Source organism: Pseudomonas sihuiensis (assembly GCF_900106015.1).
Taxonomy (GTDB): Bacteria; Pseudomonadota; Gammaproteobacteria; order Pseudomonadales; family Pseudomonadaceae; genus Aquipseudomonas; species Aquipseudomonas sihuiensis.
Window position 1 is genome coordinate 1,660,303 of the sequence record NZ_LT629797.1, and the last position, 15,087, is coordinate 1,675,389.

The window sequence follows — 15,087 nt, forward strand, 5'->3', positions numbered from 1 at the left end:
CTCTCTCCAGCGGGAGGCGCATTCTACAGCGTTCAAAACCGCTGTCAACACCTCTTTTCTACCGCTTTCGATCCATTCGACCGAACCACCAACAGAGCCTTACCACCACCCTGTCGACCGGCGCGCATTCTACACGCCAGATCCAGTTTTGCAAGCCCTTCATTCAACTTAACTTATTGATTAACAAGAAGTTTTTGAAGCGCTTCATCGCTGAAGTGGCGCGCATTCTACCGCCAGTAGAATGCGCGTCAAGCTTTAATTGCAGTTTTATTGCTTTTCCAGCGCCTCGCGCAGGCCACTGCGTCTCGCCACGCGCCGCTGCACAGCCTGCTCGAAGATGCCCGCTCGGCTTTCGACCAGGCTGAACCAGTGACGAGCCCGTGTGATGCCAGTGTAGACCAGCTCCTTGGTCAACACCGGATTGAGGCTGTCAGGCAGGATCAGCGCGCAATGGGCGAACTCCGAGCCCTGCGACTTGTGCACGGTCATGGCGAACACGGTCTCCACCGCACTCAGACGGCTGGGCAGGATATGTCGCAAGGCGCCGCTGCCGTCATTGCGCGGGAATACCACTCGCAATACCTCGCGCACAGGTGCGCCTAGGGACTCCGGCGGCTCCGGCAGACGCAGCGCGATGCCGATATCGCCGTTCATCAGCCCCAGGCTGTAGTCGTTGCGCGTTACCAGCACAGGTCGACCTTCATACCAGCCATGCGACTGCTCAAGCAGGCCCCGCTTTACCAGCGCTTCGGTAATACGTTCGTTGAGCGCTTCCACGCCCCATGTACCTTTACGAACCGCACAGAGCAACTGAAACTGATCGAACGCTGCCAGGACGCGACCGGCCCAACTATCCCAGGCCTGGGAGTCGGCATCTGGAGCAGGACGCTCCGCCAGCATCACCTGCAGATAATGCGCATACCCCTGCGGACGAAGCTCGCCGCCGCCCTGCCCCTCTATTAATAGTCGCTCCAGCGCACGATCCTGCTCACCTGACAAACGCAACACGTACAAATCATGTGCACCGGTTGCCAGAGTCGCGCGGGTCGACTGCGCATCGCCCAGGTTCACCGCACGCGCCAGACGCCCGATACCCGAACCACTGCCGAAACGACGCGAGTGACGCAGCATGACGATATGCTGCGCCAGAGCCTTGTCACCGGGCACCAACGCCGGATCTTCCAGCCGTTCGCCCGTCTGGCTTTCCAGCCAGGCACGCGTCGCCTCGCTGTAGCCACCGCTCTCCGCCTCTCGGCACAGGTCCCCCAATACCGCACCGGCCTCCACCGACGCCAGTTGGTCCTTGTCGCCCAGCAGAATCAGACGCGCATGCGCTGGCAACGCGCCCAGCAGGCTGGCCATCATTTCCAGGTCAATCATCGAGGCTTCGTCGACCACCAGCACATCCAGTGGCAAGGGGTTGGCGGCATCGTGACGGAAATGACGGCTGCCAGGACGACTGCCCAACAGACGATGCAGCGTCATCACCAGGGTTGGAATCTGCTCACGCACTCGCTCGTCCAGCGCCAGGGACTGCACCTGCGCGCCGATGGATTCGGTCAGCCGCGCGGCCGCTTTGCCGGTGGGCGCCGCCAGACTCAGGCGCAGGGGCTCGCCAGTGGCCATGGCCGCCTCCTGCAACAGCGCCAGAAGGCGCACCACTGTGGTTGTCTTACCGGTTCCCGGCCCACCGGTAATCAGGGTAAAGCGCCCTTGCGCCGCCATAGCACAAGCCAGTTTCTGCCAGTCGGTGAGGCGCTGGCCGTCCACCACCAGCGCATCAGGAAAGAGTGAAGCCAGGCGCACAGCCAGATCGCTCGGCGCCGCGGCGCTCGCCTGCAGACGCCGGGCGATATCGCCAGCCACCTGGCGCTCGTAGCTCCAGTAGCGCCTCATATATAGACAGGCGCCGCTGAGCACCAACGGCGCCCCCTCGGACTCCAGCAGCGAACTGCCCGCACAGGCTGCCAGCCAGGACTCCAGGCTAAGCCCAGCCAGTACCTGCGACGGCAGGATCATCGCCTCTTCTGCGTCCTCGCCTTCCGGCGGCAGGGACAGGGTGAAGTCCGGGTTAGCCAGCGTAGCCGCCAGATCCAGGCAGACATGCCCCTGCCCCAACTGATGACTGGCCAGTGCGGCGCCGAGCAGGAGCAAGGGCGAAGCGTCCGCGTCCAGCTCGGCGAACAACTGCGCCAGCGCCCGATCCAGCTCGCGCAGCCAGCCACGCTCGCTCCATATAGAAAGCAGGGCAAAGAGTTCGGCGCGATCACGCAGCGCCGGCGCCAGCATCGCACTCATGCTGCGCCCTCCTCTGCTTCGCCCATGAACAGCGCATCTAGACGCTCGATCAGCTCGCGCGGCGGTCGCGCCAGGTAGGCGCCTTGCTGCGGCGCACGCAGGAACAGATAGAGCGCGCCCCCCACATGCTGGTCATAGTCGTAATCCGGCAGGCGCAGGCGTAATTGCCGATGCAATGCGAGCACGTAGAGCACGTATTGCAGGTCATAACGGTGGCTGGCGATGGCCGTTTCCATCGCGTCACGGGTATAGGCGCTGTCGTCGCTGCCGAGCCAGTTGGATTTGTAATCCGCCACGTAAAAACGCCCCTGATGTTCGAATACCAGATCGATGAAGCCTTTGAACATGCCATTGAGGGTGTCGGCCCGCAGCGGCTGCCTAGCGATACCCGGCAACTCGCACTGTTGCACCCACTGATCCAGCAGCCTGACGTCCACCCCACGCGCTTCGAACCAGAACTCCAGTTCAGGCTGATATTGGGCCAGTTGCGCCAACACCAGACTATCCGCGCCCGCCAGCGGGAGCGGTTGGGTCAGCAGCGCCAGCAGCCAGTCCTGCAAGGGTTCGATCCAGCTTTCCAGGCCGCGACGCTGACAGCGTCTGGCCAACGCCTCGCGTAGCCTCGGCGGATCCTCTGCCATGGCTGCAAAACCCTCCTGCGCCGCCATTTCCAGCAGACCATGGAGGAAGGTGCCGGGGTTCGGCCCTCGCGGGAAGCGATGCAGCCCCTGAGCCGATGCCGGCAGCGGCGCCAGAGCCAGCATGGGATCCTCGTCGTCGATGGCGTTCTGCATCGCCGGACTGTCAGGGGCTGCATCCTCATGCCGGCAGACCTGACTAGGCACCTCCTCGTCTAGGCGCAGCGCGCTATAGGAGGCGATCCACCAATGTTCGGCGGCGCGTCGTGCTGGCGTGCGCCACTGTGGCTCGAACCGCTCATCTTCGATCATGCGATAGCGCTGCTCGCTGGCGGGTGGCACCGGCGCCACGGTGCTTTCCAGTCCGGCGGCAAAGGGTGCGAGCCAGTTGGCGAGTTCACCACTGGCGCCCAGCGATACGCCACCACCTAGCAGGTAGCCCAAGGCCGACTCATGCAGACGCGACTTTTTGCCGTTACCGATCTTCAGGTCTGCTACGCCCAACCAGCAGGCATGACGGGCACGGGTCAACGCCACATAGAGCAGGCGTAAGTCTTCACCCAGACGCTCACGCTCGGCGCGCTCCAGGCTGTCTTCATCGGCCTTGAGCACCAGTCGGCGGCGTTCGCCGTCATGGATCTGCAGCGGCTTCTTGTCATCCACCGGGCGGAAGGCGCAGATGAATGGCAGGAACACCAGGGGGTATTCCAGGCCCTTGGATTTGTGGATGGTCACCACGCGCACCAGCGCTTCGTCACTCTCCAGGCGCAACACCTGCTCATCGGCAGCCTGCCCCTCGCCAGCCAGCAGCTCGCTCAAGTGCCGAATCAGCGCCAGCTCGCCATCGAGTTCGGCGGCGGCCTGCTGCAGCAGTTCAGCCAGATGCAACAGATTGGTCAACACCCGCTCGCCATCATCACGGGCCATCAGCCGCTGTGGCAGCTCGAAGTCCTGCAGCAACTGACGCAGCATCGGCAGCACGCCCTGGCGCTGCCAGCGCTGGCGGTAGTCGCGGAACTGCATGACGCGGCGCTCCCAGGTGCGCTCGTCGAGGTTGAGCTGCTCCAGCTCCGACAACTCCAGCCCCAGCGTCGCGCTGGCCAGCGCCGCGCGTAGCGGGCGATCCTGATCAGGCTCGGCGCAGGCACGCAGCCACAGCAGCAGGTCGCGTGCTTCCTGGGCGGCGAACACCGAGTCCTTGTCGGAGAGGTAGACGCTACGCACGCCACGAGCCGACAGTTCGCCGCGAATGGCCTGTGCCTCATTGAAGTCGCGCACCAGCACCGCGATGTCGCTGGGCCGCAGAGCACTGAGCGCACCCTCCTTGCTAAAGCCGGCCTGCCCGCGCTGGCCCAGATCCAGCAGACGCACGATCTCACTGGCTGCACCCGCCGCCATGGCGTCCAGATAGGCGCCTTTGGCAGTTGGCTCGTCGCTTTCCAATTGCCACACCGTCAGGGCTGGCTGCGCCTGGTCGTCGACACTCCAGACTTCGCGTCGACCTTGCGCGCCCACCTCGATAAAAGGCAGATCATCGCGCAGCAGAAACGCACCCTCACCGCCCTCGCGCTGCTCAGCCCTTAGGAAAACGCCATTGACGGCATCGACCATGGACTGGCTGGAGCGGAAGTTCTTTTCCAGGTTGTAGTGGCGGCCGACGGTTGCACGACGCGCGCGCAGGTAGGTGTGAATGTCGGCGCCACGGAAAGAATAGATGGCCTGCTTGGGGTCACCGATCATGAACAGGCCGCAGTCGTCGCGATTGGCTTCGACCTCGTAGAGCGTATCGAAGATGCGGTACTGCAGCGGGTCGGTGTCCTGGAATTCATCGATCATCGCCACCGGGAACTGGCGGCGGATCACCTCGGTCAGGCGCGAGCCATTGCTGCCTTGCAGGGCAGCGTCCAGGCGCACCAGCATGTCGTCGAAGCCCATCTCCGCGCGCTGGCGTTTCTCCCAGTCGAAGCGCTGGCGAACCCAAGCCGCCGCATGACGCAAAGCCGCGTCAGCGGGGTCAGGCAGCGCATCAATCTGAGACTTAAGTAAAGTCATGGCAGCCAATGCCGGATGATCTGGCGGCTCGCCTTTCCAGGCTTCGGCCAAGCCGTCATGGGTCAGACGCTCGAAGCCCTTGCCGAGATCCAGGCTCGCTGCATCACCAAACGCCCACTCTTTGAGTTTGACGAACCAACGTTTGTAGTCCGGCTGCTTGAGCTTACTGCCGTTGAAAGCTTTAGCGTCGCGCGCCCCATCGAGCAAGAGTTCCAGCTCTTCAGCCCAGATCGGCCAAGGCTGTTTCAGCACGCGCAGTTGCCGATCACGCTCCTCCAGAACGAGATCAAGCAACTCACCCAAAGCCTGCACCGAAGCCTCGCTCTCTTCACTGAGTAAAGGTCGTAGCTTCGCCCCCAGCTCGGCAGGTGTACCCCAGACACTTGCCACCCATTGCAACGCCGCACCCTGCAACGGATAGCAGTTCTGCCTCCAATAGTCGCGCACCACCTCGGCCAACAGTTCGCTGTGGTCGGTCTCCAGGGTCTGGCTGAACAGGCTACCGCTGTCGAAGGCGTGCTCACGCAGCATACGCTGGCACCAGCCGTGAATGGTGGACACGGCGGCCTCGTCCATCCACTGCGCTGCCAGCTCCAGGCGGCGGGCGCACTCGTCCCACTGCGTCTGGGCGAAATCCGAGCGCAACTCACGCAGCAAATCATCACCTTGCGCGTCGCCACGAAACACAGTCGCCGCCTCGACCAGGCATGCGCGAATCCGGTCGCGCAGTTCACGCGTGGCCGCATCGGTGAAGGTCACCACCAGAATCTGCGGCGGTAGCAACGCCTCGCGGAACGCGGCGTCGCCGCCATGCCCGAGAATCAGCCGCAGGTAGAGCGCGGAAATGGTGAAGGTCTTGCCCGTACCAGCACTGGCCTCGATCAAGCGGCTGCCGTGCAGGGGAAACGTCAGGGCCAATGGGCGCTGCTGGCTCATGCTGCGTCCTCCTCGAGCGCCTGGGGATGACTGTCGAGCAGAGGCTGGTAGAGCTGCTCGCTCCATACCGGAAACTGACCATCGGCGGTAAGCGCGGCGTAATTCGGGAACTGCCTGGCCAGACTGGCGCTGCCCTGAACTTCACCTGTGAGGTTGTAGCCGCCCTCGTAGACACTACGGGCCTTGTCCTCGTTATTGTCCTGCAACCAGGCCAACGAGGTTTTCAGGGCGACCGGCAGGGGTGCTTGCATACCGGCACTCCAGGCTTGCAGCCAAGTGTTCAGTACGCGGGCTGCGTGCTCAGCAGGTAGGGGCTCGAACGCCAGGCTGCGATCCTCACCGACCAGCAAGGTGGTCAGCGGTACACCACAGGCCGACGCGATGACATGCAGCGCATAGGGGCGCAGAAGGCGATGCCATTTCCAGCTCTTGTCCTTGAGCAATGCGCCCGGCAGCAGCTCCAAGCGCGCCAGGCCGCCATCGGCCTTCTGCCTCAGCCCGGCGAGCCAGCCATCGAGTTCAACACCGGCTGCACTGAAGCGCAGACGCTGTGGCGACTCGACCGGGGTCGGCCAGCACAGGCAGAGCCCCTGATAACACCGCAACTGCGCCGGCAGCGGCTCCAACAAAGCGTTGCGATACTGCTCGCCGAAACCAGCCAACGGCAGAACACCACTGCGCTGCAGGCGATCAGCTGCCGCCCTCAGCGCATCGTCGCGATGCCCGTCGCCTGCTACCGCCGCCTTGAGCAATGTTTCCTGCAACTGGTAACGCTGCAGGCCGTCGAGGGCGAACGGCTCACTGTCGAGCTGCGCCTGCTCTTGTTCATCGAGAAACACCTTGAGGCGGCGAGTGAAAAAACACTTCACCGGGTCACGCAGAAACGACTGCAACAGTTCGGGCGTGAGCTGTTGCCCCTCTTCCCAGGCCAATAACGGCGCAGCACTCTCACCCGCCAAGGCCTGGCCATGGAGGGCGGCCCACTCGTGGGCATAACTGAACAGTTGCGCCTCGCCATCGAAGTAACGGCGGCTGAAAGGCTGCAAGGGATGCTCGGTGGTCAGGCCATGCAGAACGTCGCCGCCATCGGCCAGCGTCCAGGTACTGCCAAGATGGTCGCGCAACTGGCCGACCAACACGGACGGCGGACGCTCGCTGTTATCACGAATGCTGCGCCCTACCCAACTGATGTAGAGACGATCACGCGCTGCCAGCAGTGCTTCAAGCAGCAGGTAGCGATCATCTTCGCGGCGCGAGCGGTCACCGGGGCGGTAATCACCAGCCATCAGGTCGAAATCCAGCGGTATCTGGCTGCGCGGGTAGTCGCCATCGTTCATGCCCAGCAGGCAGACCTGGCGGAACGGAATCGCGCGCATCGGCATCAGCGTGCAGAAATTCACCGCGCCGGCGAGAAAACGCTGGCTCAAGCGCCCCTGATCGAGCCCGCCCAGCCAGGCTTCACGCACCACCGGCAGGGTCAGCGCTTCGTCCAGCGTCGCAGCCTCGCACAGCTCCAGCCAGGCATCCAGCGCATCGAGCAACTGAGTCGTGAGCACGTCTTCGCGGTCGTTTTGTGGCAGGAAGAAATCGTCGAGCACGCTGCGCAAGCGTTCGCCCCACTGCACCGGTGTGGCCGGCTCACGCATTTGTTGCAGGTGGCGGTCGAGGGTTTCCAGCAGGCGCGTTACCGGGCCGATCAACGCAGCATCGAGCCCGCCGATCTCGTCGTAAGGTTCGATACCGGCAAAGGCGTCGGCCGAGCCCACTGCGTAGCCCAGCAGCATGCGCCGCAAGCCGAAGCGCCAGGTGTTCTGCTCCAGGTTCTCACCCAGGCCCAGCGACTGCCGCTGAGTCGCGTCCAACCCCCAGCGCACACCGGCACCCTCCAGCCAGCGACGCAACGTGGGCAGCTGATCCTCGGCAATGGCGAAGCGTTGACGCAACGCGGCGACATCCAGCAGATCGAGAATCTCGCTGACGCTGAAGCGGCTGTCCGGCAGACGCAGCAAATGCTCCAGCGCGATGATCATTGGCTCCTTACCGCGCAGCCCCTGGTCGGCCAGGGTAAAGGGAATGAACCGCGGGTCGTCGCTGGCGAACTGGCCGAATACGGCCTGAATATGCGGTGCGTAGGCATTGACGTCCGGCACCATGACGATCACATCGCGCGGCCGCAGCGTGGCATCCTCGCTGAAACTGGCCAGCAGTTGATCGTGCAACACCTCCACCTCGCGCTGAGCGCTGTGGGCGATATGAAAGCGCAGCGAATGATCACGCGCGGGGTCGACCGGCGGCCAGGTGCTGCGCGTTTCCGCCAGCGGACGCAGGTCGAGGATATCGTTCTGCAACTGGCCGAGCAGGCTGTCCTCGCTGGCCGGGCTGAACAGGTCGATGCGGTCGAACTGCTCGCGATAGCGCTGCGGTTCGTCGTACTGATCCAGCAGATTGATGTAGTCACGCCCCTGCTTGCCCCAGGCTGCGAGCAACGGCTGCCCGTGCTGGTGCATGTCTTCCTGCTCGAACAGACCGATCTGGGCGCCTGGTTTGCCTTTGCGCTGCTGACGGCGGTATTCGTGGCGCAGCAGATCCTTGTCTTCGACGATATCGCCCCAGTGGTGCTGACAAGGGTTGTGCACGTAGAGCATGACCTGACTGAAACGCGCCATGGCCGCCAGCGCTTCCAGCACCTGGGCCGGCAATGAGGAAATACCGAAAACGGTGATGCGCCGAGGCAGCCCAGGGGGCGCTGCATCCAGCTCGCCCATGCGCGCGACGAAACGCGGATGCACGCCGGCGCGACTTTCAGCCAGGTGCTGTTCGCCAACGTCCGCCAGCAAGGCACGCCACAGTGCGGGTTGCCAACGGGAATCGCCCTCCAGCACCCGTTCACCACCGCGCGAGGTACGCAGACGATCATGTCCTGCCGCCCAATCCGCCAGCCAGTCGGCGCGATAGACCTGGTATTGATCGAACAGATCGGCCAGGCGCTCGGCCAGTTGGTGGCGCTTGCGCAGGTCCTGATCATCAGCAAGGAAGCGGCGCAGCGGAGCGAACGCCTCCTCGGCCAGCAGGCCCGGCAACAGCCGCATCAGACGCCAGGTCAGCGGTGCCTTGTCCAGCGGCGACTGCTGCGGAATCGCATCCTTGCCCAGCACATTGCGGTACGCCTGCCAGAGAAATCGTGCCGGCAGGTCAACGTCCAGCGCCGCAGCGATGCCACAGCCGTCACGCTCGGCCAACGCCAGCTTGAGCCACTGGGCGATGCCGTTGCTCTGCACCAGCAGCACCTCGTTCTCCAGTGGTCGCAGCGGGTAGCGGCGCATCCACTGCACGGCCAGCGCACGCAACTCTTCGAGGTGGTTGCCGTGAATAACGATAAGGCCGGGGGACAGCTCCGGGCTGGCGGGCATCGACTGACTCCTGTCGAAAATCGAAGCACAAGTTTGCCAGCATTTGGCGACAAGGTGCGTCATCAACGGCTATGTCACAAACGACCTGAAGCATTTGAGACCGACCCAAAACGAAAAGGCCGGTCAACGACCGGCCTTGGTGGTAAAGACAGCTGCAGGCGTCAATCAACCATGAGTTTGTCGCGATTCTTATCCAGAGTCGCCTCACCGATACCTTTGACCTCAAGCAACTCGTCAACCGAAGCGAAGTTACCGTGAGCCTCACGATAAGCCACGATTGCCTGCGCCTTGGTTGCTCCGATACCCGCCAACTCGCGCTGGAGAGTCTCGGCATCAGCGGTATTCAGATTAACGGTGACCGCCTGGGCAACCTGCACAGAGGCCGGCTTGGCTGGTTCGGTCTTCGAGGTTTCTACTGCCGAAGCAGCGAGGGAGAGGGAGGTGAGAACGGCGAATAGCACGGAGGAAAGGTAGATTTTCATCATTTTAACGTTCCTTGTAAGTGAGTAAGACGAGCACGTTAGGCTCGTTCTTGAACCTAGACGCTATTTCCTCACTGTCAAATCGTAGTGGACAGCTCCAGCTTTTCTAATCCTCATGAACATGCGGATGGATGGCTGGAGCGAGCTTATGACGGCACCGTCCGCTTGAGCATGTTCGAGTCCAATGGACACACCCTTGATGCTCTGGTGCTCATCGCTCCAGCACTTGGTACCGCACGCCAAAATGAGTTTCCACCCAGCTCAAAACCCTCAAGTCCTCGCTCACGTGACTTACTCGCCGATTTCATTATCAATACCAGCCGAAACGGGGGCGGCGGTGATTCGACTCCTGCCGCCCCTCATTTCTTTACGCATTGAAGCCCGCATCCACTGTGATTACAGACCCGGTCATGAAGCTGGCGGCCGGACTCGCCAGGAAGGTGACGGCGGCGGCGATATCAGCTGGCGTGCCATAGCGTCCCAGTGCGGTGAACTGTCGATTGATGTCCGCCCAGGGGCCATTCGCTGGATTCTGGTCGGTGTCGATCGGCCCAGGTTGTACCAGGTTGACAGTGATCCCCTGTGGGCCAAGATCGCGGGCAAGCCCTCGCGTCAATGCCAGCATTGCGGACTTCGTCATCGAGTACACGGTCAACCCGGGAAAAGGCACGCGTTCGGCAACGCAGGAGCCAATAGTGATGATGCGCGCGCCCCGCTTCAGATGAGGCAGGGCTGCCTGGGAAGCGAGCACGGCGGCTCGCGTGTTTACGTGTAGCAGCGCATCTATGTCTTCGAGGCTCATCTCCGCAAATGTGCCGTCTCTGGAGATGCCCACGTTGTTGACAAGAACATCCAGCCCACCAAGACCGCCGATCGTCTCTTCGATCGACCGCCGTACCGCAGCAGGGTCCGCACTGTCGGCTCGAATGGCGACGGCACGCCGACCTTTGGCTTCGATCATGCGAACCACTTCGGCGGCACGTTCCGGCGAGTTCAAAAAGGTGATCGCGACATCGGCGCCTCTGTCAGCCAGCGCGAGAGCAATACCTGCACCGATCCCGCGCGAGGCCCCCGTCACCAAGGCGCGCTTGCCCTGCAACTCCGCTGCTCGTGCAGCGCCATTCTGCTCTCCGGCAGTATCGGTTTGTTTCGCAGCCGCAGCTAAGCTGGGGAGCGTGGCGGCGGCAACGCCTGCTGCTGCCGTCATCAACATGCTGCGTCTACTGATACTGGTCAGGGGGATCTCGCTCATGAAAGTCTCCTCGCTTGTGGTCGTTTCGTCGGTTGATCGTCTGTTGCCGAATAGGGGCGCAAGATAGGGTCGTTATCGAACTGCTGCCGCACGCTCCAAGCACAGGGCGTTCGGGACCAGCTGTCTTTGCCCTGTCACGGCGGCACGCTCGACCGCTGCGATCAGTTGACTGCTGTGCAATGCGTGGGCGAAACCTGGGGTGTGGTACGTGCCCGTCCTGAGGTCGCGTGCAAGACTTGCGTAAACCTCGCCCACATTGATTGCTGCGCCGGCCCAAAACTCGGCCGTCGGGCTGTTCCCCGTTGCGACGGGGCGGTCGGGCAATGCAAACGGCACACTTGCCGAAAGAGTCAGGTCCCCAACCTGGACGCCTGCCAGGTGATGGCCGCGCAGCATGAGCGTGCCTTTCGCTCCGCGGACCTCCATCACGAACTGCGGGTCGTTTTCAATGCCTGCGAGGACCTGCACGGACACAGAAGCGCCCTGGCTCGTTTCGGCGATCAGGTCCAGGTGATCGGCAATTTCACGGTGAGATGTTTCGCCGGTATCGACCACACTGACGGTCGGCCAGATGAGTTTTGTCCGCGCATCGACCTCAGTGATGGGGCCTAGTACAGCCTCGACCACGTCGAGCACATGCGCGACCGTGATTGTCAGAAAGCTCGCCCCGGATGCGGCCTTGTTGAAATAGTCGTAGTTGCTAAACGTGGTCGGGCCGTAGCCGAATGTGGTGGCTTTCACGTTCGCCGAGAGCAATGTTCCGAGCTTGCCCGACGCGATAATCTCGATGGCGCGCCTTACAGAAGGGTTCAACCGCCCCTGCAGTCCGATTGCGGTATGCAGCAACCCCGTGGCAGCGGCCATTTCTTCAGTCTCCACCAGCGTCGCGCCCAGCGGGGCTTCGCAATACACGGCTTTGCCAGCCTTCAGAGCTGCCAGAACCAGGTCCCTATGCGCCGGCACTTTCACCGCAACGGTGACAATATCGATGCTGTCGTCGCAGATGAGATCGTACGGGTTCGCGTAGCAGCGTTCGGCACCGAAGGCATCGGCGGCCGCCTTGGCACTTTCTTCCTTGCGGGTAGCGACAGCCGCAAGTTTCAGTCCTGGTTGCGCCTGGATGGCGGGAATGTGGGAGGCGCCGGCCCAACTGGCCCGAATATCAGCGCCGATGATGCCGATGCGCAGAGGCATGTTTGCCATGGCATGTTCCTTCCAGTGAGAAGAGAGATGGAGACGTGAGCGGTACACGTCGGCGCACGTTGGTGTACGCAGTTGCTTGCTCGATGGAAATGACGTTACGCCGACGATTGATCTTGAAAAAGAGCCAAAAACCCACATCAGTGTTAAGTATTTATTTACAATACGTGCATGACTCCATCACTGCTCCCCTCGCTTGCGTGGTTTGCCCACATAGCCCAGCACCGCAGCTTTTCGCGTGCAGCAGAGGCAATGGGGGTTTCACGGGCGGCGCTATCGCAAAACCTCAAGGCTTTGGAGCAGGAGCTAGGGGTGAGGTTGATAAACCGCACCACACGACACATGTCCCTGACCGAAGCGGGACAGCAATTGTTCGACACCCTGCGGCCCAGTCTTGGCGAGATCGAATCTGCCATTCGTAATCTTGGCGACGCACTAGGGGTACCCTCCGGCCTGATCCGGATCAACACATCACGCCTGGCCGCCAAGGCTCTGATCGAACCGCATCTGACAGAGTTTTACGCGCGCTTTCCGAAGGTGGCACTCGAGCTGGTCATGGCAGATGGTCTGTCGAATATCATCGCCGACGGTTGTGACGCAGGCATACGACTGGGGCAGGCGCTGGCTGAGCATGTGGTCGCCGTACCGATCAGCCCGCCTCTGTCTATGGCGGTTGTGGCATCCCCGGCCTATCTCGAACGGTATGGCACCCCGAAGACACCCGCGGATCTGGCCGCGCACAACTGCATCAACTATCGGTTCGCGGGTAGTGGTGCATTGCATGACTGGGACTTCACCGAACCCGGCAAGAACGGACGCCACTTCACCCAAGCGGTAACCGGAAGCCTGACCGTCAACGACGATGGCTGCATGACTCGGGCTGCCCTTCAGGGACTTGGGCTGATGCAGATCGTCGACATTGCCATCCAGCGACCACTGGCAGAGGGTCGCCTGGTGCGCGTCCTGCACGATTGGACCTATCACCATGCTGCCTTCTGCCTGTACGTATCCTCACGGGAACAAATGCCCGCCAAGATGCGTGCATTGATCGACTTTCTGGTAGAGAAACGAGGGGAGGCTCTACCCTGGTAGACGCTGATTTCTCTGAGAGAGATGTCGGCCTGGAATGACGCACCCACCCAGTTCAATAACCTCAAGCCAAGGCTCACAGGTGCTGATCTTTTGATGGCGGCCCAGCAGCTACTGGCGCTGCCCCCTCGGAAAGACGGCTCAACGCCGACTGCATCACGAAGAACAGCCCCCGAGCGCGCACCGCGAATAGCCTGTCTCAGCCGCCTTACGTAGTATCCGCAAGGTCGCCTCAGCCGGCAGCTCCAGCGATTGACCCGAATATCCAGCGATTGCTACCTGTTCGCTCAATGATTTGCGCATCGATGGCTTCGAACAAGGCAAGGATCGCCGGCGCATCGACAAGGTCGGCATGAAAGACAAAGGCGCTTGCGCCTGCTTGCCAGATAGCGGCAACGACCTCATCGCCCTGCGCCTTGATCGAGTTGCAGGTCAAATCTGCAATCAAAACATCAACCACAGCAACACTCTTTCAGCCTGCGATTACGGTAAGGCTGCAAGAACGGGGTCACCATCAACATCAGCACCCCTACTGCCACCAGCAGCCACAAGGCCGACTGGAAGTGGCCCGCGCTATCGCGCAGATATCCCATGAGCAACGGACCGGCAGCGCCGACCAGATAACTCTGCAACATCACAAAAGCAGTCCAGGCGCCAGCCTCCTCAGGAGTCGAAGCATTGTCCAGCGGCAAGGTCATGCCCAGGGTGAAGGCACCTCCGGTGCCAAAAGCCGCAATCGCGGCAGTCACCAGCGGCATGGCATCAGGCGCAACGGCCATCGCCAGGCTGCCCAGCAAGGCGATACTGGAGCTCGCGGCAAGCAACAGACGTCGATCATCGCTGCGGCTGAGCAAGCCAAACACTGGGTTGGCCAGCATGAACCCCAGGGTATAACTGGCCAGGATCAAGCCAGCCGAACTGGCGCTCTCGCCACGCTCGATATACATCGGTGCCAACCAGGCAATCAGGGCGTAGAACACCAGGTTGTTGCAGGCGAAGAACAGTGCGATCAGCCAGGCCGTGGGATTGCGCAGCGGCATCCTGGGCATCTGGGTCGAAGAGGTGGATACCGGCGCTCTCAGGCTCCGATGCTCGATGCCCACCCAGGCGATGATCGCCAGCAGTGCCGGCAGTACCCAGAAACCGCCCGCCCAACGCCAATCACCAATCAACTGTTCGATCGGCCCGGTCGCCACCGCAGCGACTGTGCTGCCCAGGCCGATGGCCGTTGCATAAATACCCATGAACAACGCAATACGATTCGGCGAGCGCGCCTTCACGTAACTGGAAAACAGGGTTCCGGCGACCGCGATACCCGCCCCGACTGCCGCAGTACTGGCAAACAACTGCCCAATGGAGCCAGCCAGCGCACGCAAGATGATCGCGGCGCCCAGCACGATCAGCGCCAGCAGGATGATCCGGTCACGCCCAAATCGATGCGCCAGCCAGGGTGCGGGCAATGCCAGCAATCCCATCAGCAAGGTAGGAATCGCGGTCAGCAGCGAGGCCTGGGTATGAGTCAATCCCAGCTCATCGATGATGGAGGTCAGCAATGGCCCCATGGAAACGATGCCCGGGCGCAGCGTGAGCGCGACGAGCAGGATACACACGACCACCGCTGCGACTGACGGAGCACGGACGCCGCTGCCAGCCAAGGCCGGATACGCCAGACCAGGCGTAACATCGCGTTTGATCGGTACGGATTTGACAGACATGACGAAGACTTCCTA

At 62.1% G+C, this 15,087-nt stretch carries 9 protein-coding genes; 1 reads left to right on the top strand and 8 read right to left on the bottom strand.

Annotated elements, in window-relative coordinates; all coding sequences use genetic code 11:
* Positions 1 to 267 precede the first annotated feature (267 nt).
* The 6 genes from recD to BLT86_RS07875 form a co-directional block, all read right to left on the bottom strand.
* Entirely contained in the window at positions 268 to 2,298 is a 2,031-nt protein-coding gene (recD, locus tag BLT86_RS07850) for an exodeoxyribonuclease V subunit alpha (RefSeq protein WP_092375884.1), read from the bottom strand.
* Positions 2,295 to 5,924, bottom strand: coding sequence for an exodeoxyribonuclease V subunit beta (gene recB, locus BLT86_RS07855; RefSeq protein WP_092375888.1), 3,630 nt, complete (start codon positions 5,922 to 5,924; stop codon positions 2,295 to 2,297). The genes recD and recB overlap by 4 nt, the downstream gene beginning before the upstream one ends.
* A complete protein-coding gene (recC, locus tag BLT86_RS07860; RefSeq protein ID WP_092375891.1) occupies positions 5,921 to 9,334 on the bottom strand; it encodes an exodeoxyribonuclease V subunit gamma in 3,414 nt (1,137 codons plus the stop codon). Before recC ends, recB begins: the two co-directional genes overlap by 4 nt.
* A gap of 161 nt (positions 9,335 to 9,495) precedes the next feature.
* Complete coding sequence (locus tag BLT86_RS07865; protein ID WP_017676622.1) at positions 9,496 to 9,819, bottom strand: ComEA family DNA-binding protein; 324 nt, start codon at positions 9,817 to 9,819, stop codon at positions 9,496 to 9,498.
* 364 nt (positions 9,820 to 10,183) lie between these two features.
* Complete coding sequence (locus BLT86_RS07870; RefSeq protein ID WP_017676621.1) at positions 10,184 to 11,068, bottom strand: SDR family NAD(P)-dependent oxidoreductase; 885 nt, start codon at positions 11,066 to 11,068, stop codon at positions 10,184 to 10,186.
* Positions 11,069 to 11,140: 72 nt separating this feature from the next.
* Positions 11,141 to 12,271 (bottom strand): Gfo/Idh/MocA family protein, encoded by a 1,131-nt coding sequence (locus tag BLT86_RS07875; RefSeq protein ID WP_017676620.1) that lies wholly within the window; start codon positions 12,269 to 12,271, stop codon positions 11,141 to 11,143.
* Positions 12,272 to 12,520: 249 nt separating this feature from the next.
* On the opposite strand from BLT86_RS07875, the gene BLT86_RS07880 reads away from it, so the two are divergent.
* Positions 12,521 to 13,360, top strand: a complete 840-nt coding sequence (locus BLT86_RS07880; protein ID WP_017676619.1) for a LysR family transcriptional regulator — start codon at positions 12,521 to 12,523, stop codon at positions 13,358 to 13,360.
* A 229-nt stretch (positions 13,361 to 13,589) separates the two neighbouring features.
* On the opposite strand, the gene BLT86_RS07885 is transcribed toward BLT86_RS07880, so the two are convergent.
* Both BLT86_RS07885 and BLT86_RS07890 read right to left on the bottom strand, forming a co-directional pair.
* Positions 13,590 to 13,817 (bottom strand): hypothetical protein, encoded by a 228-nt coding sequence (locus BLT86_RS07885; protein ID WP_017676618.1) that lies wholly within the window; start codon positions 13,815 to 13,817, stop codon positions 13,590 to 13,592.
* Positions 13,810 to 15,072 carry an MFS transporter gene (locus BLT86_RS07890; protein WP_017676617.1) on the bottom strand — a complete coding sequence of 421 codons (1,263 nt, stop codon included), beginning with the start codon at positions 15,070 to 15,072 and terminating at the stop codon, positions 13,810 to 13,812. The genes BLT86_RS07885 and BLT86_RS07890 overlap by 8 nt, the downstream gene beginning before the upstream one ends.
* Positions 15,073 to 15,087 lie beyond the last annotated feature (15 nt).